The 26139-nt window shown below is 60.6% G+C and carries 25 protein-coding genes; 13 read left to right on the top strand and 12 right to left on the bottom strand.

Translation table 11 applies throughout. The features are described from left to right. Positions 1-429: 429 nt before the first annotated feature. Both U5A08_RS10455 and U5A08_RS10450 read right to left on the bottom strand, forming a co-directional pair. Positions 430-1804, bottom strand: a protein-coding gene (locus U5A08_RS10455) for an IS3 family transposase (protein ID WP_425262823.1) whose coding sequence is annotated in 2 segments (ribosomal slippage) — positions 430-1323 and positions 1325-1804 — 1374 coding nt in all. Because the reading frame shifts where the segments join, the coding sequence is not laid out codon by codon here. 284 nt (positions 1805-2088) lie between these two features. Continuing rightward, on the bottom strand, positions 2089-2982 hold the full coding sequence (locus U5A08_RS10450; protein ID WP_253394669.1) for a LysR family transcriptional regulator: 894 nt from the start codon (positions 2980-2982) through the stop codon (positions 2089-2091). Between the two features lie 129 nt (positions 2983-3111). Here U5A08_RS10450 and U5A08_RS10445 point away from each other — a divergent pair, with 129 nt between their 5' ends. The 6 genes from U5A08_RS10445 (at position 3112) to U5A08_RS10420 (ending at position 10907) form a co-directional block, all read left to right on the top strand. Beyond that, the gene (locus tag U5A08_RS10445) at positions 3112-4779 is read left to right on the top strand and encodes a GMC family oxidoreductase (protein ID WP_253394667.1); all 1668 of its coding nucleotides are present in this window, start codon (positions 3112-3114) and stop codon (positions 4777-4779) included. Between the two features lie 115 nt (positions 4780-4894). Further along, positions 4895-6517, top strand: a complete 1623-nt coding sequence (locus tag U5A08_RS10440; protein ID WP_253394665.1) for an MFS transporter — start codon at positions 4895-4897, stop codon at positions 6515-6517. A 166-nt stretch (positions 6518-6683) separates the two neighbouring features. Continuing rightward, complete coding sequence (locus tag U5A08_RS10435; protein WP_321851434.1) at positions 6684-8633, top strand: DNA topoisomerase III; 1950 nt, start codon at positions 6684-6686, stop codon at positions 8631-8633. A 131-nt stretch (positions 8634-8764) separates the two neighbouring features. Further along, entirely contained in the window at positions 8765-9205 is a 441-nt protein-coding gene (locus U5A08_RS10430; RefSeq protein WP_253394661.1) for a CBS domain-containing protein, read from the top strand. A gap of 8 nt (positions 9206-9213) precedes the next feature. Beyond that, the gene (locus U5A08_RS10425) at positions 9214-10059 is read left to right on the top strand and encodes an NAD-dependent protein deacetylase (RefSeq protein ID WP_321851431.1); all 846 of its coding nucleotides are present in this window, start codon (positions 9214-9216) and stop codon (positions 10057-10059) included. A gap of 518 nt (positions 10060-10577) precedes the next feature. Then, complete coding sequence (locus U5A08_RS10420; protein ID WP_253394657.1) at positions 10578-10907, top strand: hypothetical protein; 330 nt, start codon at positions 10578-10580, stop codon at positions 10905-10907. Positions 10908-10964: 57 nt separating this feature from the next. Here the strand turns inward: U5A08_RS10420 and U5A08_RS10415 are convergent, their stop codons facing one another. Next, positions 10965-11867, bottom strand: coding sequence for a LysR family transcriptional regulator (locus tag U5A08_RS10415; protein ID WP_046384021.1), 903 nt, complete (start codon positions 11865-11867; stop codon positions 10965-10967). 134 nt (positions 11868-12001) lie between these two features. Here U5A08_RS10415 and U5A08_RS10410 point away from each other — a divergent pair, with 134 nt between their 5' ends. Genes U5A08_RS10410 through U5A08_RS10400 form a run of 3 tightly spaced genes read left to right on the top strand, consistent with a single transcriptional unit; the run spans position 12002 to position 14589 of the window. Next, a complete protein-coding gene (locus tag U5A08_RS10410; RefSeq protein WP_010566044.1) occupies positions 12002-12700 on the top strand; it encodes a CoA transferase subunit A in 699 nt (232 codons plus the stop codon). A gap of 36 nt (positions 12701-12736) precedes the next feature. Beyond that, positions 12737-13396, top strand: coding sequence for a CoA transferase subunit B (locus U5A08_RS10405; RefSeq protein ID WP_253394655.1), 660 nt, complete (start codon positions 12737-12739; stop codon positions 13394-13396). Between the two features lie 11 nt (positions 13397-13407). Further along, entirely contained in the window at positions 13408-14589 is a 1182-nt protein-coding gene (locus U5A08_RS10400) for an acetyl-CoA C-acetyltransferase (protein ID WP_253394654.1), read from the top strand. A gap of 59 nt (positions 14590-14648) precedes the next feature. On the opposite strand, the gene U5A08_RS10395 is transcribed toward U5A08_RS10400, so the two are convergent. Further along, entirely contained in the window at positions 14649-15065 is a 417-nt protein-coding gene (locus U5A08_RS10395) for a PaaI family thioesterase (protein ID WP_253400364.1), read from the bottom strand. A 126-nt stretch (positions 15066-15191) separates the two neighbouring features. Next, the gene (locus U5A08_RS10390) at positions 15192-16277 is read right to left on the bottom strand and encodes a DUF1615 domain-containing protein (protein ID WP_253394652.1); all 1086 of its coding nucleotides are present in this window, start codon (positions 16275-16277) and stop codon (positions 15192-15194) included. A gap of 145 nt (positions 16278-16422) precedes the next feature. Between U5A08_RS10390 and U5A08_RS10385 the strand changes: the two genes are divergently transcribed. After that, the gene (locus U5A08_RS10385; protein WP_253394650.1) at positions 16423-17037 is read left to right on the top strand and encodes a LysE family translocator; all 615 of its coding nucleotides are present in this window, start codon (positions 16423-16425) and stop codon (positions 17035-17037) included. Between the two features lie 57 nt (positions 17038-17094). Here the strand turns inward: U5A08_RS10385 and hemB are convergent, their stop codons facing one another. The 3 genes from hemB to U5A08_RS10370 form a co-directional block, all read right to left on the bottom strand. Then, on the bottom strand, positions 17095-18069 hold the full coding sequence (hemB, locus tag U5A08_RS10380) for a porphobilinogen synthase (RefSeq protein ID WP_017847039.1): 975 nt from the start codon (positions 18067-18069) through the stop codon (positions 17095-17097). A 116-nt stretch (positions 18070-18185) separates the two neighbouring features. Further along, positions 18186-19028 carry a PhzF family phenazine biosynthesis protein gene (locus U5A08_RS10375; protein ID WP_321851427.1) on the bottom strand — a complete coding sequence of 281 codons (843 nt, stop codon included), beginning with the start codon at positions 19026-19028 and terminating at the stop codon, positions 18186-18188. A 4-nt stretch (positions 19029-19032) separates the two neighbouring features. Next, positions 19033-19731, bottom strand: coding sequence for a glutathione S-transferase N-terminal domain-containing protein (locus tag U5A08_RS10370; protein WP_253394644.1), 699 nt, complete (start codon positions 19729-19731; stop codon positions 19033-19035). 250 nt (positions 19732-19981) lie between these two features. On the opposite strand from U5A08_RS10370, the gene U5A08_RS10365 reads away from it, so the two are divergent. Both U5A08_RS10365 and U5A08_RS10360 read left to right on the top strand, forming a co-directional pair. Next, positions 19982-20683: a histidine phosphatase family protein gene (locus U5A08_RS10365; RefSeq protein WP_321851425.1), complete on the top strand. Its 702-nt coding sequence runs from the start codon at positions 19982-19984 to the stop codon at positions 20681-20683. Between the two features lie 58 nt (positions 20684-20741). Beyond that, on the top strand, positions 20742-21797 hold the full coding sequence (locus U5A08_RS10360; RefSeq protein WP_253394640.1) for a permease: 1056 nt from the start codon (positions 20742-20744) through the stop codon (positions 21795-21797). Between the two features lie 38 nt (positions 21798-21835). Here U5A08_RS10360 and mnmH read toward each other — a convergent pair whose 3' ends face one another. The 4 genes from mnmH to U5A08_RS10340 all read right to left on the bottom strand — a co-directional run bounded on the left by mnmH (position 21836) and on the right by U5A08_RS10340 (position 25100). Then, on the bottom strand, positions 21836-22939 hold the full coding sequence (gene mnmH / locus U5A08_RS10355; RefSeq protein ID WP_253394639.1) for a tRNA 2-selenouridine(34) synthase MnmH: 1104 nt from the start codon (positions 22937-22939) through the stop codon (positions 21836-21838). After that, complete coding sequence (gene selD, locus U5A08_RS10350) at positions 22939-23973, bottom strand: selenide, water dikinase SelD (RefSeq protein ID WP_321851423.1); 1035 nt, start codon at positions 23971-23973, stop codon at positions 22939-22941. The genes mnmH and selD overlap by 1 nt, the downstream gene beginning before the upstream one ends. Positions 23974-24070: 97 nt before the next feature. Continuing rightward, the gene (locus U5A08_RS10345; RefSeq protein WP_247404419.1) at positions 24071-24820 is read right to left on the bottom strand and encodes a TerC family protein; all 750 of its coding nucleotides are present in this window, start codon (positions 24818-24820) and stop codon (positions 24071-24073) included. Positions 24821-24848: 28 nt separating this feature from the next. Next, entirely contained in the window at positions 24849-25100 is a 252-nt protein-coding gene (locus tag U5A08_RS10340; RefSeq protein ID WP_247404422.1) for a hypothetical protein, read from the bottom strand. A 134-nt stretch (positions 25101-25234) separates the two neighbouring features. Here U5A08_RS10340 and nhaR point away from each other — a divergent pair, with 134 nt between their 5' ends. Continuing rightward, positions 25235-26137 carry a transcriptional activator NhaR gene (gene nhaR / locus U5A08_RS10335; RefSeq protein ID WP_253394633.1) on the top strand — a complete coding sequence of 301 codons (903 nt, stop codon included), beginning with the start codon at positions 25235-25237 and terminating at the stop codon, positions 26135-26137. Positions 26138-26139 lie beyond the last annotated feature (2 nt).

The following is a 26139-nucleotide window of genomic DNA, read 5'->3' as shown; positions in this document are numbered from 1 at the left end:
AATCAGTCATGCATGTTTTGGTTGACACACGGCTATCGGGGGCAAGCCCCCTCCCACATTTGGATCTCCATAGATCAGATAGACCCTGATCTGCTTTTGCTCTTGCTTGGCCTTATAGCCGACCTGATCTTGGAAGCTGAACCAGGTCAAAAATGTGGGAGGGGGCTTGCCCCCGATAGCGGTGCTTCAGTCATGCATGTTTTGGCTGACACACGGCTATCGGGGGCAAGCCCCCTCCCACATTTGGATCTCCATAGATCAGATAGACCCTGATCTGCTTTTGCTCTTGCTTGGCCTTATAGCCGACCTGATCTTGGAAGCTGAACCAGGTCAAAAATGTGGGAGGGGGCTTGCTCCCGATAGCGGTGAATCAGTCATGCATGTTTTGGCTGACACATGAAGTGCGCCCCAAAAGTTGGACAGTGATTGTTAGGCTACAGCGGACCGGGCTCTGTACGCTACAGGGCTCAGTCCGCCAAGCTTCGTTTTGATTCGTTTATGGTTGTAGTAATGGATGTATTCAGCCAGTCCAGCCTGCAACTGAGCCACGCTGTCGAAGCTTTCCCGGTAGTAAAATTCTGACTTCAACGTACCAAAGAAGCTCTCCATTGTGGCGTTGTCATAGCAGTTTCCTCTGCGTGACATGCTCTGTTCCAACCCTGCTTTTTCTAGTTGATCCCGGTACTTTGGGTATCGATAGTGCCAACCCTGATCCGAGTGCAGCATGGGTTTGACGCCCTCAGGCAAGCGCTCAAGAGCTTGTTCCAGCATGTCGCCCACCAACGCATATTGGGGGCGTGTGGCGGTCTGATAAGCCACGATTTCTCCGTTGTACAAGTCTAAAACTGGAGACAGATACAGCTTTCCGCCAGCCACTTTGAACTCGGTGACATCCGTTACCCATTTCTGATTCGGTTGTTCAGCCTCGAACTGACGAGCCAGGGTATTGGGCGAGACTTTTCCCATCGGCCCTCGATACGATCTGTATTTCTTCGGTCGTACCGTACATTTCAGACTCAACTCCCCCATCAGTCGCCGCACCGTTTTACTGTTGATCAACTGTCCGTTGCTGCGCAGAGCTAAAGTCATACGACGATAGCCGAAGCGCCCCTTATGCTCGTCTTGAAGGCTCTGGATAGAGGCTTTCAGCGAAACGAACCGGTCTGCTCCGTCCATCGCCTTGAGTTGGTAGTAGTACGTGCTGCGGGCGAGCCCAACCAGTTTGAGCAAAGGGTCCAAAGGGAAGCTTTGCCTCAACTCAGAGACTAATCGGGCTTTTTCTTCGCTTCTTTCTCGCGCCTCATTACCGCCTCGCCTAACTCCCCAAGCTTTTTAGGTAGGCGTTCTCCATGCGCAAATACTGGAGTTCATCAAGTAAAGCCTTGTGAGCACGCTCTTGGTCGGTGAGTGGGGCAGCCGTTTTTCGAGGTTTAGCTGGTGGTTTGGACATAGCGATATTCAATCCTTTTTCCCCTGAGGCCAGGGCTTCAATACCGCCACTGTAATACTGCTGCTGCCATCTGCCCACTTGGGTAGAGTCACCCAGATTGAAGAGTGCCGCTGCGCGGCGAAAAGAGAGGGAGTCACGCCACATGCGTTGCAGAACGGAGAACTTGAACAAAGCACTATAACGTCCACCGGAACTACTCAGACTGGCCTCACCGTGCAGCCGGTAAGCTTCCACCCAGCGGCGAAGCAAAGTGGGGTCCATTTGAAATCGGGCTGCAATATGGCGAAAGCCACGGCCTCGCTCTAGGAGGGCGGTAATGGCGGAAAGTTTGAACTGCGCGGTGTACTTGCTCATGAAAAAGCCCCAGGAGTTGGATGAGTGTCCAACTTTTGGGGCGCACTTCAACACGGCTATCGGGGACAAGCCCCCTCCCACATTTGGATCTCCATAGATCAGATAGACCCTGATCTGCTTTTGCTCTTGCTTGGCCTTATAGCCGACCTGATCTTGGAAGCTGAATCCGATAAAAAGTGTGGGAGGGGGCTTGCCCCCGATAGCGGTGCTTCAGTCATGCATGTTTTGGCTGACACACGGCTATCGGCGGGCAAGCCCCCTCCCACATTTTTGATCCGGTTTCTTCAGGTGGACTCGCCGAGCAACAGTGGCTGCTCGCGCGCGCACAACTCCACCACGTAATCCCACAGCACCCGCAGCCGCACCGACTTGTGCAATTCCCGGCGCGAGCTGATCCAATAACTGCGCTGAATCCCCTCCCCCGGCAGCAACGACACCAAGTCCGGGTCACTGGCCGCCATAAAGCACGGCAACACAGCAATCCCCAGCCCGGAACGCGCCGCCTGGTGCTGGGCGATCACGCTGGTGCTGTGGAACACCACCTTGGGGTTGCGACAGAAACTGCTGAGGAATTTCAGTTCCTGGCTGAACAGCAGGTCGTCGACGTAATCGATCCAAGCATGGCCGGCAAGGTCTTCACGTTTTTCAATCGGCGGGTTACGCGCCAGATAAGCGCGGCTGGCATAGAGCGCCAGGCGGTAGTCGGTGAGTTTGCGCGTGACCAGTTGATCGACGCTGGGGCGTTCGAGGTGGATGCTGATCTCGGCTTCGCGGTTGAGGATGCTGACGAAGCGCGGCACGGCCACCAGTTCCACTTCCAACCCCGGATAGCGCTCAAACAGCCCGCCCATGCGGCTGGCGAGGAACATCACGCCCAGCCCTTCGGCCACGCCCAGGCGGATCTTGCCCAGGGGCGCGGCGGTGTGGGTCAGTTCGTCTTCAGCCAGCAGCGCGACGTTTTCCATGGCTTCGGCATGTTTAAGCAGGGCCTCACCGGACGGCGTCAACTCATAGCCGTGGGCGTGCTGCACGAACAACGCGGTGCCGAGGCTTTTTTCGATGGCCTCGATATGCCGCGCCACGGTGGCGTGGGTGGTTTTCAGACGGTGCGCGGCGGTGAGCAGGCGGCCGCTGCGCTGCAACTCGAGAAAATACCGCAGGTCATTCCAGTCGAACATAGCGCCTCCAATCCGTGAGCCTGGGCCGCGCTGTTTAAAAACGCACAGCGGCTGGGTAAAAACTAACATTTTTAAGACGAAAACTAACAACTAGGATGGAGCCAATAAGAAAAACAAGCGAGACCTCAGATGCCCACTGCAACTGCTGAATACGATTACATCGTCGTAGGCGCCGGCCCCGCAGGCTGCCTGCTGGCCAATCGACTGTCCGCCAACCCCGCCCACCGTGTGCTGTTGCTTGAAGCCGGTGGACGCGACAACTACCCCTGGATTCATATCCCCGTCGGCTACCTGTTCTGCATCGGCAACCCACGCACCGATTGGTGCTTCAAGACCGAAGCCCAGGCCGGCCTGCAAGGCCGCGCCCTGAGCTACCCACGGGGCAAGGTGCTCGGCGGTTGTTCGTCGATCAACGGCATGATCTACATGCGCGGCCAGGCCCAGGATTACGATGGCTGGGCGGCGGAAGGTAACGCCGGCTGGGCGTGGAAAGACGTGCTGCCGCTGTTCAAGCAGAGCGAAAACCATTTTGCCGGCGATTCGGAATTTCACAGCGATGGCGGCGAATGGCGGGTTGAACAACAACGGCTGTCGTGGCCGATTCTGGATGCCTTCCGTGAGGCTGCGGCGCAAAGCGGCATCGCCAACATCAGCGACTTCAACCAGGGCGATAACGAAGGCTGCGGTTACTTCCAGGTCAACCAGAAGGCCGGCGTGCGCTGGAATGCGGCCAAGGCGTTCCTCAAGCCGATCCGCCGGCGGCCGAACCTGACCGTGTTGACCGAGGTGGAAGTCGACCGCGTATTGCTGGAAAACGGCCGCGCATCGGCAGTGCTCGGGCGTCAGCACGGCCAACAGCTCAGTTGGAAGGCGCGCAAGGAAATCGTGTTGTGCGCAGGCGCGGTGGGTTCACCTGGCATTTTGCAACGCTCGGGGATTGGCCCGGCCAACGTGCTCAAACCGCTCGGCATTGATGTGTTGCATGAATTGCCGGGCGTCGGCGGCAACCTGCAGGACCACCTGCAACTGCGGCTGATCTATAAGCTGGAAAACGCGCGCACCCTGAACCAGATCGCGGGCACCGTGTGGGGCAAGATGGGCATGGGCCTGCGCTACCTGTATGACCGCAGCGGCCCGCTGTCGATGGCGCCCAGCCAGCTCGGCGCGTTTGCGCGCTCGGGCCCGGAACAAACCTCGGCCAACCTTGAATACCATGTGCAACCGCTGTCCCTGGAGCGCTTTGGCGAGCCGTTGCACGCGTTCCCGGCGTTTACCGCGTCGGTTTGCGACCTGCGCCCGCAAAGCCGTGGGCGTATCGATATTCGCTCGTCCAACCCGGCAGATGCGCCGCTGATCCAGCCCAATTACCTCAGCCATCCGCAAGACCTGCAGGTGGCCGCCGATGCGATTCGCCTGACTCGACGCATCGTCGCCGCACCGGCCCTGAGCGCGTTCAAACCGGTGGAATACTTGCCCGGCGATGCACTGCAAACCGAAGAGCAACTGCACGAAGCCGCAGCGCGCATCGGCACGACGATTTTCCATCCGGTGGGCACCTGCCGCATGGGCAGTGACCAGGACGCGGTGGTCGACGCGCAACTGCGGGTCCACGGCGTGCCGGGACTGCGCATCGCCGATGCGTCGATCATGCCCCGCATCACGTCCGGCAATACCTGCTCACCGACGCTGATGATCGCGGAGAAAGCCGCGCAACTGATCCTTTCGCCGAACACTGTAGGAGCGAGCTTGCCCGCGAAAAGCACAAAGGCGCCGCGTTCATCCAGATTTCCCGCGTAATCGTTGGCGATTTTCGCGAGCAAGCTCGCTCCTACAGGGGAACGGAAAACAGACCGGCGCTGAGGTTGGCGCCGACAGTGGAACAACAATAAATAATCACTGTGAGGGATACCCAATGTCAGAACATGCTCAAACCCTGGGCTCGGCGGTCAGCGCGAGCACCGGTAGCGAATCGAGAAAAGTCATCTTCGCCTCGTCCCTGGGGACGGTGTTCGAGTGGTATGACTTTTTCCTCTATGGCGCCCTCGCGGCGGTGATCAGCAAGCAGTTCTTTGCCGGGGTCAACGACACCACGGCGTTTATCTTTGCCTTGATGGCCTTCGCGGCCGGCTTTGTAGTGCGCCCGTTCGGTGCGCTGGTATTTGGCCGGCTGGGCGACATGATCGGGCGCAAGTACACGTTCCTCGTGACCATTATCCTGATGGGCGTGGCGACGTTCTGTGTCGGCCTGTTGCCGACGTATGCCAGCATCGGCATCGCGGCGCCGATCATTCTGATCGTCCTGCGCATGCTGCAAGGCCTGGCACTGGGCGGTGAATACGGCGGCGCAGCCACCTATGTGGCCGAACACGCCCCCGCCGGCAAGCGCGGCCTGCACACCAGTTGGATTCAATCCACCGCTACCCTCGGGTTGCTGCTGTCTTTGCTGGTGGTACTGGCCTGCCGCTACTTCACCGGTGACCAGTTCGAAGTGTGGGGCTGGCGCATTCCGTTCCTGTTTTCCATCGTATTGCTGGGCATTTCCACCTGGATTCGCATGAGCCTGCATGAATCGCCGGCGTTCCTGAAAATGAAAGAGGAAGGCAAGGCCAGCAAGGCGCCAATCCGTGAGTCCTTCGGTAAATGGGAAAACCTCAAGGTGGTGCTGATTGCGCTGTTCAGCATCAACGGCGGACAAGCGGTGACCTTTTACGCGGCACAGTTCTATGTGCTGTTCTTCCTCACGCAGTTCCTGAAGATGGACCCGGCCCTGGCCAATATGCTGCTGATCATCAGCGTGGTGATTGGGGCACCGTTCTTTATCTTCTTCGGCTGGCTGTCGGACAAGGTCGGGCGCAAGCCGGTGCTGATGCTCGGCCTGCTGCTGGCGACCGCGCTGTACTTCCCGATCTTCAAGGGCCTGGCGCACTACACCAACCCGGCGATGGACCAGGCCAGTCGCCAGGCGCCGATCACCGTGCTGGCCGACCCGGCCACCTGCACCTTCCAGTTCGACCCGGTCGGCAAGGCGCGTTTTGATAGCCCGTGCGACAAGGTCAAGACCTTCCTGGTCAAGCAAGGCCTGCCCTACAGCAGCGCCGCCGCCCCCGCGGGCAGCCCGGTGCAGGTGAGCGTGGGCGACGTGCGCATCGATGGCTTTGACGAGGCGGCCCTGCGCGCTGCCGTGACCCTGGCCGGCTACCCGACATCGGCGGATGTGGCCCAGGTCAACAAGGTGATGGTGGTGGTGCTGATCGTTGTGCTGATCCTGATCGCGGCCATGTGCTACGGCCCGCTGGCGGCGCTGATGGTGGAATTGTTCCCGACACGCATCCGCTACACCTCGATGTCCCTGCCCTACCACATCGGCAACGGCTGGTTTGGCGGGTTCCTGCCAACCGTGTCGTTTGCGCTGGTGGTGTACACCGGCGATATCTTCTACGGCTTGTGGTATCCGGTGGTCGTGACCGGGGTAAGCCTGATTGTCGGGATGTTCTGCCTCAAGGAAACGCGGCACGTGGATATCGATAACAACTGACCCGACCGCCTGAACACCGCAGGTCCCCTGTGGGAGGGAGCAAGCCCCCTCCCACATCTGCTCTGCGGCGCCACACAAATTGCTGTACATCCATACAGATAATGGTTGCTCAAATCCCTCGGACTCCGCATCCTGCAAGGCATCAACCTGATCTGATGTGATGACCATGCGGCTGTTCCTCTGTGAAAAACCCTCCCAGGCCAAGGATATTGCGGCCGTGCTCGGCGCCACTCGCCGTGGCGACGGTTGCTGGCTGGGCAACGGGGTGACCGTCACCTGGTGCATCGGCCACCTGCTGGAAACCGCCCCGCCCGATGCCTACGACGCCAAGTACAAGCGCTGGGTGCTCGCCGACCTGCCGATCATCCCGGACAAATGGAAGATGCGGGTCAAGCCCAAGACCGCCAGCCAGTTCAAGGCCGTCAAGCGCCTGCTGGGCGAAGCCCAGGAGCTGGTGATCGCCACCGACGCCGACCGTGAGGGTGAAATGATCGCCCGCGAGCTGGTGGAGCATTGCCGCTATCGCGGGCCGATCCAGCGGCTATGGCTGTCGGCGCTGGACGACGCTTCCATTCGCAAGGCCCTGGCCGCGCTCAAACCCGGCGCCGAAACCTTCAGTCTGTACCACTCGGCCCTCGGCCGTTCCCGCGCCGACTGGCTGATCGGCATGAACATGAGCCGCCTGTTTACCTTGCTCGGCCGTCAATCCGGTTACCAGGGCGTGCTGCCGGTGGGTCGCGTGCAAACTCCGACCCTGCGCCTGGTGGTGGACCGTGACCGCAGCATCGCCGATTTCGTACCGGTGGCCTACTGGGCCATCGATGTCGACCTGCGCCACGCGCACATGATCTTCACCGCCCAATGGCGCGCCGTCGACGATGCCTGTGACGACCAAGGCCGCTGCCTCAACCCGCAACTCGCCCGGGATGCCGCCGACGCCATGACCCGCGCTGCCAGCGCGCGACTGGTGAAGTTGCGCACCGAACGCATGCGCGAGGTCGCCCCGCTGCCCTTCGACCTGGGTACGCTGCAGGAAATCTGTTCGAAGAAGCTCGGCCTCGGCGCCCAGGAAACCCTGGACATCGCCCAATCGCTCTACGAAACCCACAAGGCCATCACCTACCCGCGCAGCGATTGCGGCTACCTGCCCTTGAGTCAACATGGCGACGCGGCGAAGATCCTTGCCGCATTGGGCCGTGCCGACGCGGCCGTCAACGAACTGATGCCGCATATCGATCCCCAACGCCGCTCGCGGGCGTGGAACGACGCCAAGGTCAGCGCCCACCATGGCATCATTCCCACCGGCGCCGGCAAGGATGTCGGGCAGCTCACCGGCAAGCATCGGGCGGTCTACACACTGATTCGCGCACGTTACCTGGCGCAGTTTCTGCCCAACCACGAATATGATCGCACCCAGGCGGATTTCGACTGCGCAGGCCAGGCGCTGCGCGCGGTGGGCAAAGTCGTCATCGAAGCGGGCTGGAAGCGCGCGCTGCCCGAAGCCCTTCCACCGGCCAAAGGCCGTGAGGCGCCAGCACCGCAAGCCCTGCCGGCACTGGTGCAAGGCCAGGATTACGCCGTCGCCAAGGTCAATCTCAAGGACCTGTGGACCCAGCCGCCCAAACCCTTCACCGAGGGCGACCTGATCAAGGCGATGAAAAACGTCGCCAAGCTGGTGGAAGATCCGCTGCTCAAGCAAAAGCTCAAGGACACCACCGGCATCGGCACCGAAGCCACCCGCGCCGGGATCATCCAGGGCCTGCTGGACCGGGGCTACCTGATGAAGAACGGCAAGGCACTCTCGGCCACCCCGGCGGCGTTCAGCCTGATCGACGCAGTGCCCCGCGCCATCGCCGACCCGGGCACCACCGCGATCTGGGAACAGGCGCTGGACATGGTGCAAAGCGGCGAAATGAGCCTGGAAGAATTCGTCGCCAAACAAGCGGCCTGGATGAGCAAGCAAGTGGCCCGCTGCAACGGTATGCGCATGACCATCACCGGCCCTGCCAGCCCGGCAGGCCGCGGCGCCACACCGTGGAAAAAGAAACGCACGGCCGCACCCCGCAAGACGGCGGCCAGCCCGAAGCGAGCGAAAAAGCCGACAAGTACCGGGTAAACCATGAATAAATCCGGGGTATGACGTTTTTTGACGGGTTTAACGCCGCTTTGGTCCTTGCTCCCGCGCGAGCCGTCTAGGATTCTGTAGGGGATTGCAGACTTCCCAACAACAACATCGGAGTGGCCGCCATGAAAACCGTCTCAGAAGTACTCAAAGCCAAAGACAAGCAAAACCAGGAAGTCCACACCATTGAATGGGACCACACCGTATTCGAAGCGTTGGTGGTGATGTCATCGAAAAATGTCGGGGCCTTGCCGGTCGTCAAGCAGGGCGAGGTGGTTGGCATCATCAGCGAACGTGACTACGCACGAAAACTGATACTCAAAGGCCTCTCTTCAGTCACCACCAAAGTCCATGAGGTCATGAGTTCTCCAGTCATAACGGTTGATGCCCATAAAACGGTCGAAGAATGCATGAACATCATGACCGACAGTCACCTGCGCCACTTGCCGGTGGTCGTCGACGGAAAACTGCTGGGTTTGCTCTCCATCGGCGATCTGGTCAAGGAGGCCATTGCCGAACAAGCCAACCTGATCAAGCAACTGGAGCAATACATTCGCGGCGAATAGGAGACCCCATGCTCGACATGCTCGAACATCAGGAAGACCACCTCGATATCCTGCACCGGACCATGGCCGAACGGCGTTTTCTGGTGCTGACCGGGGCGGGAATCAGCACGTCGTCGGGTATCCCGGACTACCGGGACAGCGAGGGCATACGCCGGGGCAAGGCGCCGATGATGTACCAGGAGTTCCTGGCCACCCCACAAGCGCGCCGCCGTTATTGGGCGCGGGCGATGCTGGGCTGGCCACGGGTGCGCATTGCGCAGCCGAACCAGGCCCACCTGGCGCTGGCCGCCTTGCAACACCGCCAGCGTATCAGCGGGCTGATCACGCAAAACGTCGACACGTTGCATGACCAGGCCGGTAGCCATGATGTGATCGAGCTGCACGGCAGCTTGCATCGCGTGCTATGCCTGGATTGCCAGCGGCCCTGCGCACGCGATGTGATCCAACGGTTGATGGAAACCGAGAACCCCTACCTGGCCGGCGTCGATGCCGTGCAGGCACCCGACGGCGATACCCTGCTTGATCCTGCTTTTGAACAACGCTTTCGCGTGCCCCGCTGCCCCCACTGCAACGGCGAACGGCTGAAACCGGACGTCGTGTTCTTCGGCGAGAACGTTGCCCAGGCCACCGCCGCCAGGGCAATGGCGGCGGTGGAGCAAGCCGAGGGTTTATTGGTGGTGGGGTCGTCGCTGATGGCCTACTCGGCGTTTCGCCTGTGCAAGGCGATGGTCGAGCAAGGCAAGCGGGTGATTGCCATCAATCTGGGCAAGACCCGTGGGGATGAGTTGTTGCAGATGAAGATCGCGGCGTCCTGCGAGCGGTTGTTGCCGCTATTGGCAGAGCGCCTGGGATAACCAGAACACTGCGCATCAAAAATGAGTGGGCAACCCGGCCAGGCTAACGAGCTCCGGCGACCCACCGCACAAAAAATGACGCCCAAGTCACACTTCCCCGCACGGCCCCGTCCCCACGACGATTTATGTAGTGATCAAAAATAATCACTACATAACCGTTGACGTAACCTTTTTGTCCTTGCATGATCTAGACGTCTCCCGGATCGGGAGCGTTGGTAACAAGCGTTTTGAACAAGCTCGTCTGACCGCCGAGCTGTTTTTTCCGGATGTGCACTGCCCACAAGGCAGATTGATGAAGCTGACCGACCCAAAGGGTTCGGTACAAGGAGCTCAAACGCTGCTTGTCTTCGTTATGAAACCATTGCGTAGCAGTTCATCAGCAAGACTACATGCATCAGGTTCAAGACCCTGCCCGTATTCGGCAGACCGTCACTGACGCCCGGTTTTCGGAACCGGAGACAACTAAGCAGTTTTAACGAATCAATTGATAGATCGCCAACTGGTCAAGGGGCTTACACATGAATCTGAACAACCAACCAACTATCGAACAATTGGCTGAGATGTTCGCAGCGCAGAAAGACACACTCGACGACCATATCCTGTGGATTGGTAAATCGGGCAAAGTCCAAATTGACTGCCTGGCGCCCCACACCGAAGAAGCCGAGTTCGACAGAAATAACCGTGAACTGGCGGCGCGCCTGAAGGTGTATCGTCGTGGCCAGGGTTATGTCGGCAAGAAAGCGGCGGCCGATCGTAACTTTATCGAGCAGGTGTTCGACACACTTAACCACGCGTGGGCGTCTTTCAAAGACAGCGCACAAGTTAAAGTAATCGACCGCTACTCCTAAGTACAACTCAACTAATGTGGGAACTGGCTTGCCAGTTCCCACATTTTTTATGCAACTTCAAAAGTTGGGGTAACGGCCTTTCCCCGCCTCATCGCGAAAAATATCAAACAACACCTGTGCCGCCGCCGAGAGTTCATGCCCCGGTTTGGTCAACACACCAATCGGCCGCTCGATCACCGGATCGGTCAAGGTGATGCAATGGGCGCCCGCCTCCTGCATCTGCTGCGCACATAATGCCGGTACGGCGCTGACCCCCAGGCCACTGGCAACCATCTTGCCCACCGTCGCCAATTGATGACTCTCCAGCGCCACCGGCAATTTCATCTGCAAGGCGCCCAGATGCTCCTCCAGCATCACCCGTACCGTTGAGGGTCGTTGCAGGGCAATGAACGGTTGTTCCAACAGGCTTTTCCAGTCGATTTCAGCACGCAGTGCCAAGGGTGAATCCATGGGCACCACGGCAATGAAGCGGTCCAGGTATAACGGCGTAAACGCCAGCGACGACCCCTCGGACGGTTCGAACGCCACGCCCAACTCGACCTGACGATCACGGACCATCTCCAGCACCTGTTCGTTGATCAGGTCATGCACCGTCACGTTCACATGGGGGTAACGCGCACGGAATATCTTCAGGATCGGCGGCAACAGGTTGCCTGCAAACGACGGCATCGCTGCCACCGTTACCCGCCCGCGCTGCAGGGTGAAGCGCTGGCGCAGTTCATCCTCGGCGTTGTCCCAATCGGCAATCAACCGACGCGCCAGCGGCAACAAAGATTCCCCTTCAGGGGTCAGCGCGACATTGCGGGTATTGCGGCTGAACAAGCGCCCGCCCAGCCCTTCTTCCAGGCCTTTGATGGTCAGGCTCAGTGCCGATTGAGAGAGGTGCAGCCGCTCGCAGGCAGCAGCAAAACTCAGGCTCTGTGCCACGGCCAGAAAGGCACGCATCTGTTTGACGGTCATGACGTTACTCCGGATGACGGCTCGACTATGCAGTTTTTTAAATCAATCAACCTTAAAAAACAACTTAACAAATCAATCCGTCGGCGCAACACTCGGAACATTGACTGGCCCACAAACAATAAAAGAGGTGCTATATGGCAGGTTTCGATAAACGCGTTGCGTCCTATGAAGAGGCACTGGCAGGCCTGGAAGACGGCATGACCGTACTCGCCGGCGGCTTTGGCCTGTGCGGCATCCCGGAAAACCTCATCGCCGAGATCAAACGCAAAGGCACCCGCGACCTGACGGTGGTTTCCAATAACTGCGGCGTCGACGGTTTTGGCCTGGGCGTGCTGCTGGAAGAAAAGCAGATCCGCAAAGTGATCGCGTCCTACGTGGGCGAAAACGCCCTGTTCGAGAAGCAACTGCTCAGCGGCGAGATCGAAGTGGTGCTCACCCCTCAAGGCACCCTGGCGGAAAAAATGCGCGCTGGCGGCGCCGGCATTCCGGCCTTCTTCACCGCCACCGGCGTCGGCACCCCGGTTGCCGAAGGCAAGGAAACCCGCGAATTCAACGGTCGCCCGTACCTGATGGAAGAATCCATCACCGGCGACTTCGCCATTGTCAAAGGCTGGAAAGCCGACCACTTTGGCAACGTCATCTACCGCCACACCGCCCAGAACTTCAACCCGCTGGCCGCCACCGCCGGCAAGATCACCGTGGTCGAAGTCGAGGAAATCGTCGAACCGGGCGAGCTGGAACCGTCGCAGATCCACACCCCTGGCATCTACGTCGACCGGATCATCTGCGGCACCTTCGAGAAGCGCATCGAACAGCGCACCGTCCGCAAATAATCCCTCCAGCCCGAAGAGAATAAGAGGAACAGCACCATGGCTCTCACCCGCGAACAAATGGCTCAACGCGTCGCCCGCGAAATGCAGGACGGTTTCTACGTCAACCTCGGCATCGGCATTCCGACCCTGGTGGCCAACTATATCCCCGAAGGCATGGAAGTGATGCTGCAATCGGAAAACGGCCTGCTCGGCATGGGCCCGTTTCCCACTGAAGAGACCATCGATGCCGACATGATCAACGCCGGCAAACAAACCGTGACCGCGCGCATCGGCGCCTCGATCTTCTCCTCCGCCGAATCTTTCGCAATGATTCGCGGCGGCCATGTCGACCTCACCGTGCTCGGCGCGTTTGAAGTGGACGTACAGGGCAACATCGCCTCATGGATGATCCCCGGCAAGCTGGTCAAGGGCATGGGCGGCGCCATGGACCTGGTGGCCGGCGCGGAAAACATCATCGTGATCATGACCCACGCGTCCAAGGACGGTGAGTCCAAGTTGCTCAGCCAATGCACCCTGCCGCTGACCGGTGCCCACTGCATCAAGCGCGTACTGACGGACCTCGCCTACCTGGAAATCGACAACGGCGCCTTTATCCTAAAGGAGCGTGCCCCAGGGGTCAGTATTGAAGAGATTGTCAGCAAGACAGCCGGTAAACTGATCGTCCCCGACCATGTTCCAGAAATGCAATTCCAGTGAGGACACATTCCATGCAAGACGTTGTGATTGTTGCTGCCACCCGTACCGCGGTAGGCAGCTTTCAAGGTTCGCTGGCGAACATCCCGGCACCGGAGTTGGGCGCTGCCGTGATCCGTCGCCTGCTGGAGCAGACCGGCCTCGACCCGGCCCAGGTGGATGAAGTGATCCTCGGTCACGTGCTCACTGCAGGCTCAGGCCAGAACCCGGCGCGCCAGGCGTCGATCCTCGCCGGCCTGCCCCATGCCGTACCCGCGATGACCTTGAACAAGGTCTGCGGTTCGGGCCTCAAGGCCCTGCACCTGGGCGCCCAGGCCATCCGCTGTGGCGATGCCGACGTGATCATTGCCGGCGGCATGGAGAACATGAGCCTGGCCCCCTACGTATTGCCCGCCGCGCGCACCGGTTTGCGCATGGGCCACGCCAAGATGATCGACAGCATGATCACCGACGGCCTGTGGGATGCATTCAACGACTACCACATGGGCATCACCGCCGAGAACCTGGTGGACAAGTACGGCATCAGCCGTGAAGCCCAGGACGCCTTCGCCGCCGCGTCCCAGCAAAAAGCCGCCGCCGCTATCGAAGCCGGCCGCTTTGCCGATGAGATCACCCCGATTCTGATCCCGCAGCGCAAGGGCGACCCGGTGGCCTTCGCCGTGGACGAACAACCGCGCGCCGGCACCACCGCCGAGTCGTTGGCCAAGCTCAAACCCGCGTTCAAGAAAGACGGCAGCGTCACCGCTGGCAACGCGTCCAGCCTCAACGACGGCGCGGCCGCCGTGCTGTTGATGAGCGCCGACAAGGCCAAGGCCCTCGGCCTGCCCGTGCTGGCGCGTATCGCCAGCTACGCCAATGCCGGCGTCGACCCGGCCATCATGGGCATCGGCCCGGTCGCGGCCACCCGCCGTTGCCTGGAGAAAGCCGGCTGGAATGTGGCCGACCTGGATCTGGTCGAAGCCAACGAAGCCTTTGCCGCGCAATCCCTGGCGGTGGCCAAAGAGCTGGAATGGGACGCCGATAAGGTCAACGTCAACGGCGGCGCGATCGCCATTGGCCACCCGATCGGCGCGTCAGGCTGCCGCATTCTGGTGACCCTGCTGCACGAAATGATCAAACGCGACGCCAAGAAAGGCCTGGCGACGCTGTGCATCGGTGGCGGCCAAGGCGTAGCCCTGGCCCTTGAGCGCAGCTGATTCAAGAGCAACACACGAAAAGGCCCGGTTCCACGAAAAACCGGGCCTTTTTTTCGCCTTCAGTCCGCACGCGGCACCGCAAACACCGCGTTCGCCCGCGCCACGATTTTGTCCCCCACCTGCAGACTCACCGTGGCAAATGCCATTTGCCGGCCACGCTTGTGATGCTCAAGGCGCACCACAATCCACTCCCCCACTTGCACCGCGCCCAGGTAATCCACGGTCATGCTCGCGGTAATCAACGGCAACGGCGGCTCACTGGAAAACGCCATCGCATAGCCCATGCCGATATCCGCCAAGGTTGCCAACACGCCGCCATGCACCGTGCCACGGCCATTGGCGTGACGGTTGTCGGCGCGCAGGCCGATTTCCAGTTGCAAGCCGTCACCCCGGCAATAGGCCGGACCTAACAAGTCGAGGAGCGGGCTGCTGCGCGGCAGTGAGACAAAACCTTCGGGCACGGCGTGAGCGATCATCGCGGGTTCTTCCTTGGAGTCAGGCATGAGGTGTACTCCAGCCCCCACGCGGCGACCATTACCATCAGCCGCGCATATCCGTTGCGATGCCTGGGGCTGATTCACCAACCCCGTTCAGGGCTGGCCTCAGCGCCTCATACAGCGCTGATAGCGCTCATCCACCCGCTGGGCGAACCAGGCGGTGGTCAGGTTGCGGGTGATCTTCGGGCTTTTGAGCACAATGCCCGGCAGGATCGCCCGCGGCAGCGGTTTGCCCGCCGCTGTGTCGGCCAGGGCAAACACGCGTTTGTAGAGCGTGGTCTGCTCAAAATCCAATTGCTCGCCCTGCTCCAGCTGACTGCGGATGCTGGGGTTGCGCATGTCCAGCCTGGCGCCGAGGGAACGCACCGCCAATTCGGTGCTGCCGGGCAACAGCGAGCCGTAGCGGATCAAATCCCCGTCCAGCGCCAACTCGGTGCCTGAGACGCGGCTGACGGCGGCCTGGAACGCCGCGTTGCGGCTGGCGTACCAACCGGCGTTGAAGTCGGCAAACCGGTACAGCGGCCGGTCATAACTCACCGGGTAACCGAGCAAATGAGCGATGCCGAAGTACATACCGCCACGTCGGGTGAACACTTCCCGTCGGATCGTGCCGTCCACCGTGTAGGGATAACCCCGCGCCTGCTTCTGCGCAAACTCGATGCTCACTTGCATCGGGCCGGCGGTGTGTACCGGGTTGAAGCCGCCAAACAGCGTGTTGCCCAAGGGCACCATGCTGATGAAGTCATCGAAGATCCCGCTCAAGTCCTTCTCCGTGCGCGCAGCGTTCAAGCGATCGGCGTAGGACTTACCGGTGGGCGAACGCAGTTGCAATGCAGTGCGGACCAACACCGCTGGCACATGCACCTTACCGGCACGGCGCAGGATTTCATCCTGGGCGATCTTGCCCATATTCGGCACGGGTGGATCGACCTGGTAAGTGGACTCTTGCTCGGTCACCGCCAGCACGGCGCAGATGTTTTCGGTACTGGGGTAGATGTGCTGGGTGTCGAACGCGGTGTAGATATCCTTGGCCCAACCGTTGCGATCGGCGACCTTGGCGGGCAGCAGGCGCACGATCTGCGCCTTGACCTCGGCTTCACTGCGCTCCGGCTGTTGCGGGCCGCGTGCGGTCGAGCAACCTGCCAGCACCACCAAGGGCATGAGACACAGGATCAGGTGGCGTAGGTACATGGGGCTTCCTTGAAGGGCGATGAGCCGGGCATTGCTGATATCGACCGGTAAGTCTAACGCGGGTTCGCCCTGTGCTCCCCTCGCCAACGTAATGCGAATATGACAGGATCTTTCATCAACCATTCGTACAAGGAGTTTGAATGCCATGCTCAGCATGAACTTTTTCATCACCTGCCTGATCGTTGTGCTGATTCCCGGCACCGGCGTGATCTTTACCGTGTCCACGGGCCTCATGGCCGGCAAGCGCGCCAGCGTGTTCGCCGCGCTGGGCTGTACCGCCGGGATCATCCCGCACTTATTGGCATCCATCCTCGGCCTTTCCGCGCTGCTGCACACCAGCGCATTGGCGTTCGAAGCGCTGAAATTCGCCGGAGCCGCCTACTTGCTGTACCTGGCCTACGCCACGTGGCGCGATCGTTCGGCCTTCGCGATGAATGACACGCCAACGGCAACCACGGCCCGTGGCCTGATGCTCCGCGGGTTTTTGCTGAATATTCTCAACCCCAAGCTGACGATTTTCTTCCTGGCCTTCCTGCCTCAGTTCGTCACACCGGCCAGCACGGCGCCGGCCTTGCAAATGCTGGTGCTGAGCGGCGTGTTCATGGCCATGACGTTTGCGGTGTTTGTGGTGTATGGCTTGCTGGCCAATGTGTTTCGCCGCGCGGTGATCGAGTCACCACGGGTTCAGAATTGGCTGCGGCGCAGTTTTGCGGCGGCCTTTGCAGGGTTGGGGTTGAACCTGGCGCTTGCACAGCGCTGAAAAACGCTACAACCCACTGTGGAAGCGGGGGTTGCCCGCTCCCACAAGTTGGGTGCTTTAGATGCCTGCCAGCGCCAGGTCCATGGCGAAGTAAGTGAAGATCAGGTCCGCGCCAGCGCGCTTGATCGAACCCAAAGTTTCCCGCACCACCCGGTCCTCATCGATCGCGCCTGCCTGGGCACCGAATTTGATCATCGCGTACTCGCCGCTGACCTGATACGCCGCCACCGGCAGGCGCGAGGCTTCGCGGATGTCGCGGATGATGTCGAGGTAGGCACCGGCCGGTTTGACCATCAGCGCATCCGCGCCTTCCTGCTCGTCGAGCAGCGATTCACGCACGGCTTCGCGGCGGTTCATCGGGTTCATCTGGTAGCTTTTGCGGTCGCCCTTGAGCGCGCTGCCACCCGCTTCACGGAACGGACCGTAAAGGGCCGAAGCGAATTTGGTGGAGTAGGCCATGATCGGGATATGCGTGAAACCGGCGTCATCCAACGCCCGGCGAATCGCCTGGACCTGGCCGTCCATCGCCGCCGACGGCGCGATCACATCGGCACCGGCACGGGCCGCCGCCACAGCTTGCTTGCCGAGGTTGACCAACGTCGCGTCGTTGTCGACATGGGCGCCATGCATCACGCCGCAATGGCCGTGATCGGTGTATTCGCAGAAACAGGTGTCGGACATCACGATCATTTCCGGCACCGCGTCCTTGATGATCGAGGACATGCGCGAGACCAGGCCACGCTCTTTCCAAGTGTCGCTGCCACTGGCGTCCAGGTGGTGCGACACGCCAAAGGTCATCACCGACTTGATCCCGGCGCGGGCATAACGCTCGATTTCCCCGGCCAGCTTTTTCTCAGGGATGCGCAGCACACCCGGCATGCTGGTGATTGGCACAAAATCATCGATTTCTTCTTCGACGAAAATCGGCAGCACCAGATCATTGAGGGTGAACTCGGTTTCCTGGAACAAGCTACGCAACTCCGGGGAGCGGCGCAGACGGCGTGGGCGGGCTTGAGGGAACTGGCTGGTCATGGCTGTCCTGAATAAGGCTAAAAACGTTGGGGCGAAAGCGTATGCCCCCCGACCCCGGCAGCGCAAATGCCAGGCAGACAATAGTTTATGGCAAGGCCCACAACAATTGCATTGATCTAGAGCTGTAGACGCCCTTCGATGCACACCGCCACGGCACCGCCGACCCAGATTTCATCGCCCTGGCGCTCGATGCGGATACGCCCCGCGCGCCCCATCGCCGTGCCCTGGCTGACCACGTAGCGGCTCGGCGCCAGGCCTTCGCCCAACAACCATTGGGCCACCCCGGCATTCAAGCTGCCGGTGGCCGGGTCTTCGGGGAACCCGTCGCCGGCAATGAACGCGCGCACTTCAAAGTGCGCGTCTACAGCGTCGCGTTCGGGATCGCAGGGTGCAATCACGCCCACCGCCAGGCCGAGCAATTGCGCATAATCGGGCTGCAGATCGAGCACCGCCTGGCGGTCGGCCAGCATCACCGCCAGCCAACCCGCGCCGTTGTCGACCCACTGGCTGCGCACAATGGCCTCGGGCGCCAGGCCCAAGCCCAGGCGCACGCGCTCCAGCAACGCCGCCTCCAGCGGGCCCGAGCGCAACAACGGCGGCGCGATGAACGCCAGCTCATCGCCTTGGCGACGGATACGCACCAGGCCGATTTCGCACTCCTGGATAATCTCCTCCCCTTGCGCAATCCCCCCCGCCTGCAACCACGCGTGGCAACTGCCCAGCGTCGGGTGCCCGGCGAACGGCAGTTCCTGCAAGGTGGTGAAGATTCTCACCCGGTAGTCAGCCCGTGGATCGCGGGGCGTGAGTAAAAACGTGGTTTCGCTGAGGTTGGTCCACTTGGCGAAGTCGGCCATCTGTTGGTCGCTGAGGCTGTCGGCCCCCAGCACCACCGCCAGCGGGTTGCCTTTGAGCGACACGCTGCTGAAGACATCCAGTTGTTTGAAATCGAAAGTCGGCATGGGCTCAGCTCGGAATGTTCAGGCCACGGATCACCGCCGGACGTGCGATAAAGCCGTCCAGCGCGCGCAGCACATTGGGGAAATCGGCGATGCCGACCAAGTCGCCGGATTCGTAGAACCCGATCAGGTTACGGATCCACGGAAACGTCGCGATGTCCGCGATGCTGTAGTCGTCGCCCATGATCCAGGTGCGGCCCAGCAGGCGTTTTTCCAAGACCTCCAGCAAGCGCCGCGACTCGGCGACGTAGCGGTCACGCGGGCGCTTGTCTTCGTAGGCCTTGCCAGCGAACTTGTTGAAGAACCCCACCTGGCCAAACATCGGGCCGATACCGGACATCTGGAACATCAGCCACTGAATGGTTTCATAACGTGTCGCCGGGTCTTCGGAAAGCAACTGGCTGGTTTTTTCCGCCAGGTAAAGCAGGATCGCACCGGATTCGAACAGCGCCAACGGCTGGCCGCCGGGGCCGTCGGGGTCGATGATCGCGGGGATTTTGTTGTTCGGGTTCAGCGACAGAAACTCGGGCGACAGCTGGTCCTGGGTCTCGAAGCTGACCTTGTGCGCCTCGTAGGGCAGGCCCAGTTCTTCGAGCATGATCGAGACTTTTACCCCGTTGGGCGTGGGCAACGAATACAGTTGCAGACACTCCGGATGCTGGGCGGGCCATTTGCGGTTGATCGGGAAAGCGGCGAGTGAATTCATCGGGATATCCCTCGGCGGAAAACCCCCATGATAATCATCTGCCCGGCATCCTGCATGGGTCATCATTGCGCAACATCCCCTCGCTAATCTCCCCCACGGGCGAACCAAAGTGACCTCGCGGACTCTTAAGTGCGCCTGAACGGTGAATGGAGGCACCTTGCAGAACCACACGGAACACCGCAGGACGCAGCATGCGTCACTGGGGCCGGGCTTGTCCGCCTTAATCCGATGCACTGAAGACTCGAACCTAATGACAATCAAGCCTCTGTGCCTTGCGCAACGCCTCAAACGATATTCATACATCATATTGCCGCTGTTGCTGGTCGGCGGCGTCCTCGACCTGGCCCTGCAATCGCGTATCAGCAGCGCCGAGCCGGTGGACGGCGTGCAAACCCTGGTGTTCCTGCGCCACGGCGAAAAACCCGCCGGCGGCCTGGGCCAGCTCAATTGCCAGGGCCTGAACCGCGCGATGAACCTGGCCACCGTGTTGCCGGAAAAGTTCGGTAAGGCCAACTTCGTCTTCGCCGCCAACCCGACGCGCAATGTCGAGGAAGGCGAAAAAGACAATTCCTACAGCTACATTCGCCCACTGATGACCATCAGCCCCAGCGCAATCAAGCTCGGGTTGCCGGTAAACATCAAGTTTTCGGCGAATGACACCAACGCCCTCGCCGACGAACTGGTGGAAAACAAATACCATAACGCCATCATCTACACTGCCTGGTCCCACGGCTATCTGCCGGAGTTGATCAACAAGGTGGCCAGTGAAGCGGTGGGCGAAAAGCACACCATCACCGAAGACTGGTCCGGCAATGACTACGACACGCTGTATGTACTGACACTCACCTGGCACAACGGCAAGGCATCGTTGCTGAGCCGCAACTATAAGCAGGGCCTGAATAATGGCGAACAAACCTGCCCGGATGCGACCCAGGTCAGCGCAGATCTCTGAAGCCTGAGCGATAGGGGCGTATGATGCGCGGCTATTGACTCATCTGCGGATCAACACCATGTCCAACCTCGTCTCCACCCAGCCCAACCGGGGCTGGTCGTTCTGGTGGAAACCAGCGCTGTTCCTGCTGGTCGCCTGCATCGGCCTTTACTACGTGAAGTGGTCGCCCTACTACTTCAAGGCGTTTGTCGCCGCCGACAACCACAGCATCGGCGCCTCAATTCTCAATGACCAGCAAACCTCGCCACTGGCGGCGGCGCTGGCCTATGCCCAGGTGTATTTCCTGGCGATCTGGAAAGCCGCCGTTCTAGCGGTGATCCTCGGCTCGTTGCTGCAAGTGTTGATCCCCCGCGACTGGCTGCTGCGCCTGTTTGGTCGTGCCGGGCTGGGTTCGACCCTGCGCGGCGGGCTGTTCGCCTTGCCCGGAATGATGTGCAGTTGCTGCGCGGCACCGGTGGCGGCAGGCATGCGTCGGCAGCAAGTGTCAGTAGGCGCGGCGCTGGCGTTCTGGATCGCCAACCCGGTACTGAACCCGGCCACCCTGGTATTCATGGGGTTTGTGCTGGGTTGGGGCTTCACGGCGTTAAGGCTGGTGGCAGGGATTGTGCTGGTGGTCGGCGTGTCCCTGGTGGCCCAGCGGATCGCACGCCCGGAGCAAGTGCCGGAAGCGGCGCTGGGGGCGGTGGCCGAGGCCAGCGTGATCGAGTCGCAACCGTTTTTCAGCCGCTGGTTGCGCACCCTGTGGCAACTGTTCTGGAGCACGATCCCGGTCTACATCCTGGCGGTGCTGGTGCTGGGCGCGGCGCGGGTCTGGCTGTTTCCCCACGTGGATGGGGCGATGACCGACAGCCTGCTGTGGCTGGTGCCGCTGGCGATTGTCGGCACGCTGTTCGTAATTCCGACCGCCGCAGAGATACCGATCGTACAAACCATGATGACGCTGGGCATGGGCAGCGGCCCGGCCGTGGCCTTGTTGATGACCCTGCCGAGCGTGAGCCTGCCGTCACTGCTCATGTTGCGCAAGGATTTCGACGCGCGGGTGCTGCTCACGGTGGCAGGCTTGACCATGCTGGTGGGCGTGGTCTGCGGTTTGATTGGAGCGGCGATCCTTTAGGTAATGGGTGAGGTTGAGGGCCTTGTCACAGGCAAGCATCAACCTCGCAAAGCACCACGCTCGCGCAAATACTCCACCACCGCCGCCTGCTCCCCGACAAACTCGATGCGTGCGCCTTTGCTTTCGCGCTGGAAGGCGTACATCGGGTCGTAATACTCACGCAGCAACCCTTCGATCCATACGCGGTGCAGGTCCACGGCGCCGCTACGGGCCTGTTCCGCCAGGGCGTCCTGCAGAATCGCCTGCAACCGCTGGAAGCGCTCGCCGCCCAGGCGCTTGTGGATATTGGCCAGGCTCTGGGTCAGGCGCTCGGCAAACAGGGCGTAGCCGGTTTCGCCAAATACCGCGATGAATTCGGCGCAAAGGTCGACCACGTAATCACGCAGGATACGTTCGACACGGCCTTCGATGCTGTCTTCCAGCCACACCATCGCAAAGGTCTGCATGCCCTTGTGCAACGGCAACGGCAGTGCACAACTGCCGATCATGCGGCTCTCATCCTCGACCACAAACTGCTCGACGCCGCCCGCACGTTTTTTCAGCAGGTCCACTGCCAGGCGGTTCTCGAAGTCGATGTTGGACGGTTGCACCGTAGCTCGCTTGCCAAAGCTGGAACCGCGATGATTGGCGTGGCCTTCCAGGTCCAGGGCGTTGCGCAGTTGGCCGAGTACTTCGGTCTTGCCAGTGCCGGTCATGCCGCCCAGTAACACGAAATCACACTCGGTGACAGCCTGTTCGACGGTGTCCAGCAAAAAGCTGCGCATGGCTTTGTAGCCGCCACCGACGCGGGGATACTCGATACCGGCTTCGGTTTTCAGCCATTGCTGCACAATCTGCGAGCGCAACCCGCCACGAAAGCAGTACAGATAGCCGTCCGGGTTGGCCTGGGCGAACCGCGCCCATTGCTCGATGCGCCCGGCCTTGATTGCTCCGGACACCAGCTCGTGTCCGAGCACGATAGCCGCTTGCTGGCCCTGCTGCTTGTAGCAAGTGCCGACCCGCTGACGCTCGTCGTCGGTCATCAGTGGCAGGTTGACCACGCCCGGGAACGCGCCCTTGGCGAACTCGACCGGCGCGCGGGTATCCATCATCGGCCGGTCGTTGAGGAAGATGTCGCGGTAGTCGGTGATGTCAGTCGCCATCAAAACACCTCTACCGCGTGGGTCTGTCGCTCAACCAATTCACCGATGGACTCAAGGGTCAGGCCCAGTTCGCGGGCGACCGCATGAAACTCGGCGTCGCCCTCGGGCGTAACAGCGATCAACAGGCCGCCGCTGGTCTGCGGGTCACACAGCACGCGTTTGTGCAGCTCCTGCAGGCGCCCAAGTTTGCTCGCATAACTGTCGAAGTTGCGCAAGGTGCCGCCCGGCATGCAGCCCTGGTCAAGGTAGTCCTCGATCCCGGGCAGGCGTGGGACTTTGTCGTATTCGATGCGCGCCGTCACGCCGCTGCCGTCAGCCATTTCCACCAAATGGCCGAGAAGGCCAAAGCCGGTGACGTCAGTCATTGCCGTTACACCGGCCAATTTGCCGAAGCGGCTGCCAGGCTTGTTGAGGGTACACATCCAGTCACGAGCCAGGCCGATATCCGCCTCGCGTAATTTGCCCTTCTTTTCCGCGGTGGTCAGGATGCCGATGCCCAGGGGTTTGGTCAGGTACAAACGGCAGCCGACGGTGGCGGTGTCGTTGCGCTTCATATGGCGCTTTTGCACGATACCGGTCACGGCGAGGCCGAAGATGGGCTCCGGCGCATCGATGGAGTGACCGCCGGCCAGGGGAATACCGGCCTCGTCGCACACGGAGCGGCCGCCACGGATCACTTCGCGAGCAACCTCAGGCGCCAATACATTTACCGGCCAGCCCAGAATGGCGATAGCCATCAACGGATCGCCGCCCATGGCGTAGATGTCGCTGATCGCGTTGGTGGCGGCAATCCGGCCGAAGTCGAACGGATCGTCGACAATCGGCATGAAAAAATCAGTGGTGGAGACCACACCGCGCTCGTCGTCGATGGCATACACCGCCGCATCGTCGCGCGAGGCGTTGCCCACCCACAGGTTGGGGTCAAGGTTCTGTGCGCCGCTGCCGGCGAGGATCACTTCCAATACCTGGGGCGAAATCTTGCAGCCACACCCCGCGCCATGGCTGTACTGGGTAAGGCGAATCGGCTCGTTCATGGTGGACCTCAAGCTATCAAGTGCGCGGATTCTAACAGACGGCAAAAAGCCGGCGGGGCTCTTACGAGCCCAGCCGGCCTTTTTGAGGTTGCTGCGATTACTGACGAGCGGCCAGCAAACGCTTGTGACGGTTGCGCCGGGCGATGTTCAAGCACTCGATCGCCGCCGAGAACGCCATGGCCGCATACACGTAGCCTTTTGGCACATGGGCGCCGAAGCCTTCGGCGATCAGGGTCATGCCGATCATGATCAGGAAGCCCAGGGCCAGCATCACCACGGTCGGGTTGTCGTTGATGAACTTGGCCAGCGGTTCAGCCGCCACCAGCATCACGATGACCGAGGTCACCACGGCAACGATCATGATCGGCAAATGCTCGGTCATGCCCACGGCGGTGATGATGCTGTCGATGGAGAACACCAGGTCGAGCATCAGGATCTGGCCGATGGCTGCAGCAAAGCCGATGGACACGGCATTGCCGGTGCTGGTCTTCTCTTCAGGCTCCGGGTCCATGCTGTGATGGATCTCGGTGGTTGCCTTCCAGACCAGGAACAGGCCGCCGGCGATCAGAATCATGTCCTTCCACGAAAACGCCTGGCCGAAGATTTCAAACACCGGCGTGGTCAACTGCACGATGAACGCAATGGTGCTCAACAGACCCAGGCGCAATACCAACGCCATGCTGATACCGATGCGTCGCGCCTTGGCACGGTGCTGCTCGGGCAATTTGTTGGTGAGGATCGAGATAAAAATCAGGTTATCGATGCCCAGCACGATTTCCATCACGATCAAGGTGGCCAATGCGACCCAGGCGGTGGGGCTGGCGGCCAGTTGTACAAGGTAGTCCATAGATCAATCCTGACGTTGTGCTGGAAAATTAGGCTTCTTTACGTGTCGATTCAGACTCGTTTTGCGGCTGATCGTCTTTTTTCTGCGGACTGATCAGGCCCTGGGTCGCTTCACTCAACGCCTGTTCGGCGGCCTTGTGGGTTTCATCGATCACTTGCTTGGCCGATTCGGTGGCCTTGCCCATCACCTGCTGTGCGCTTTTTTCGACCTGATCACAGCCGCTGACCACCACCAATGAAAGCGCAAGCAACGATGCCGCGCCCAGGGAATTGAGTTTCATGATGTTTTCCTCGTTAGAACCATTGGGTCCAAATAGTGGCCCCTCGATAGCGACGCATTCTAGGCAGAGGGACACTTCAGGAAAATTCGTATTTTTCTCGCGTATACTTCGGTTTTAACGAAGTGTAGGCCGGCATGCTCAATTACCGACAATTGCATTACTTCTGGGTGGTGGCCAAGACCGGCAGCATCGTGCGCGCCTGTGAGCAATTGAACCTCACGCCCCAGACCATCAGCGGGCAGATCAGTCTGTTGGAACAAACCTTCGGTATCGCCCTGTTTCAGCGGGTCGGCCGCCAGCTGGAGCTGACCGAGGCCGGGCGCCAGGCCCTGCCCTACGCCGAGCAGATGTTCCAGACCGGCAATGAATTGGAGGCGATGTTGCGCGCGCAGCCGGATGAACAGCAGATCCTGTTTCGGGTCGGGGTGGCGGATGTGGTGCCCAAATCCATCGTCTACCGGCTGATCGCGCCGACCATGGAGCTCAGCGAGCCGATCCGCATCACCTGCCGCGAAGACAAACTCGAACGTCTGCTCGCCGACCTGGCGATCCAGCGCCTCGATCTGGTGATTTCCGACAGCCCCATGCCCACGCATCTGGACATCAAAGGCTACAGCCAGAAGTTGGGCGAATGCGGCATCAGTTTTTTCGCCACTCAAGCGTTGGCTGACCGACACCGCGGCGTTTTCCCACAGTGTTTACAGGGGGCGCCATTGCTGATTCCGGGGGCGGAGACGGTGGTGCGCAGCCGCTTGCTACGCTGGTTTGCCGAACAGCAGATCCAACCGAAGATCATCGGCGAGTTCGACGACAGCGCCTTGATGCAGGCATTCGGCCAATCCGGCAGCGGGATCTTTATCGCCCCCAGCGTGATCGCCGATGAGGTGGTGCGCCAGTATGGCGTCGCGCTGATTGGCCAGACGGATGCGGTGACCGAGTCGTTCTATGCGATTTCGGTAGAACGCAAGGTCAAGCACCCCGGCATCGTGGCGATTACCGAAGGTGCCAGGCGGGAACTGTTCACCGCCCTGCCCTGAAG

The organism is Pseudomonas paraveronii (genome assembly GCF_963681955.1).
GTDB lineage: Bacteria > Pseudomonadota > Gammaproteobacteria > Pseudomonadales > Pseudomonadaceae > Aquipseudomonas > Aquipseudomonas paraveronii.
The sequence above is the reverse complement of the archived record's forward strand: the minus strand, read 5'-3'. Positions and strand labels throughout refer to the sequence as shown.

Bases quoted from the DNA above. Each gene is read 5' to 3' on its own strand.
- U5A08_RS10450 (WP_253394669.1), bottom strand. From the start codon at position 2,982: ATGTTCGACTGGAATGACCTGCGGTATTTTCTCGAGTTGCAGCGCAGC.
- U5A08_RS10445 (WP_253394667.1), top strand. From the start codon at position 3,112: ATGCCCACTGCAACTGCTGAATACGATTACATCGTCGTAGGCGCCGGC.
- U5A08_RS10440 (WP_253394665.1), top strand. From the start codon at position 4,895: ATGTCAGAACATGCTCAAACCCTGGGCTCGGCGGTCAGCGCGAGCACC.
- U5A08_RS10435 (WP_321851434.1), top strand. From the start codon at position 6,684: ATGCGGCTGTTCCTCTGTGAAAAACCCTCCCAGGCCAAGGATATTGCG.
- U5A08_RS10430 (WP_253394661.1), top strand. From the start codon at position 8,765: ATGAAAACCGTCTCAGAAGTACTCAAAGCCAAAGACAAGCAAAACCAG.
- U5A08_RS10425 (WP_321851431.1), top strand. From the start codon at position 9,214: ATGCTCGACATGCTCGAACATCAGGAAGACCACCTCGATATCCTGCAC.
- U5A08_RS10420 (WP_253394657.1), top strand. From the start codon at position 10,578: ATGAATCTGAACAACCAACCAACTATCGAACAATTGGCTGAGATGTTC.
- U5A08_RS10415 (WP_046384021.1), bottom strand. From the start codon at position 11,867: ATGACCGTCAAACAGATGCGTGCCTTTCTGGCCGTGGCACAGAGCCTG.
- U5A08_RS10410 (WP_010566044.1), top strand. From the start codon at position 12,002: ATGGCAGGTTTCGATAAACGCGTTGCGTCCTATGAAGAGGCACTGGCA.
- U5A08_RS10405 (WP_253394655.1), top strand. From the start codon at position 12,737: ATGGCTCTCACCCGCGAACAAATGGCTCAACGCGTCGCCCGCGAAATG.
- U5A08_RS10400 (WP_253394654.1), top strand. From the start codon at position 13,408: ATGCAAGACGTTGTGATTGTTGCTGCCACCCGTACCGCGGTAGGCAGC.
- U5A08_RS10395 (WP_253400364.1), bottom strand. From the start codon at position 15,065: ATGATCGCTCACGCCGTGCCCGAAGGTTTTGTCTCACTGCCGCGCAGC.
- U5A08_RS10390 (WP_253394652.1), bottom strand. From the start codon at position 16,277: ATGTACCTACGCCACCTGATCCTGTGTCTCATGCCCTTGGTGGTGCTG.
- U5A08_RS10385 (WP_253394650.1), top strand. From the start codon at position 16,423: ATGCTCAGCATGAACTTTTTCATCACCTGCCTGATCGTTGTGCTGATT.
- hemB (WP_017847039.1), bottom strand. From the start codon at position 18,069: ATGACCAGCCAGTTCCCTCAAGCCCGCCCACGCCGTCTGCGCCGCTCC.
- U5A08_RS10375 (WP_321851427.1), bottom strand. From the start codon at position 19,028: ATGCCGACTTTCGATTTCAAACAACTGGATGTCTTCAGCAGCGTGTCG.
- U5A08_RS10370 (WP_253394644.1), bottom strand. From the start codon at position 19,731: ATGAATTCACTCGCCGCTTTCCCGATCAACCGCAAATGGCCCGCCCAG.
- U5A08_RS10365 (WP_321851425.1), top strand. From the start codon at position 19,982: ATGACAATCAAGCCTCTGTGCCTTGCGCAACGCCTCAAACGATATTCA.
- U5A08_RS10360 (WP_253394640.1), top strand. From the start codon at position 20,742: ATGTCCAACCTCGTCTCCACCCAGCCCAACCGGGGCTGGTCGTTCTGG.
- mnmH (WP_253394639.1), bottom strand. From the start codon at position 22,939: ATGGCGACTGACATCACCGACTACCGCGACATCTTCCTCAACGACCGG.
- selD (WP_321851423.1), bottom strand. From the start codon at position 23,973: ATGAACGAGCCGATTCGCCTTACCCAGTACAGCCATGGCGCGGGGTGT.
- U5A08_RS10345 (WP_247404419.1), bottom strand. From the start codon at position 24,820: ATGGACTACCTTGTACAACTGGCCGCCAGCCCCACCGCCTGGGTCGCA.
- U5A08_RS10340 (WP_247404422.1), bottom strand. From the start codon at position 25,100: ATGAAACTCAATTCCCTGGGCGCGGCATCGTTGCTTGCGCTTTCATTG.
- nhaR (WP_253394633.1), top strand. From the start codon at position 25,235: ATGCTCAATTACCGACAATTGCATTACTTCTGGGTGGTGGCCAAGACC.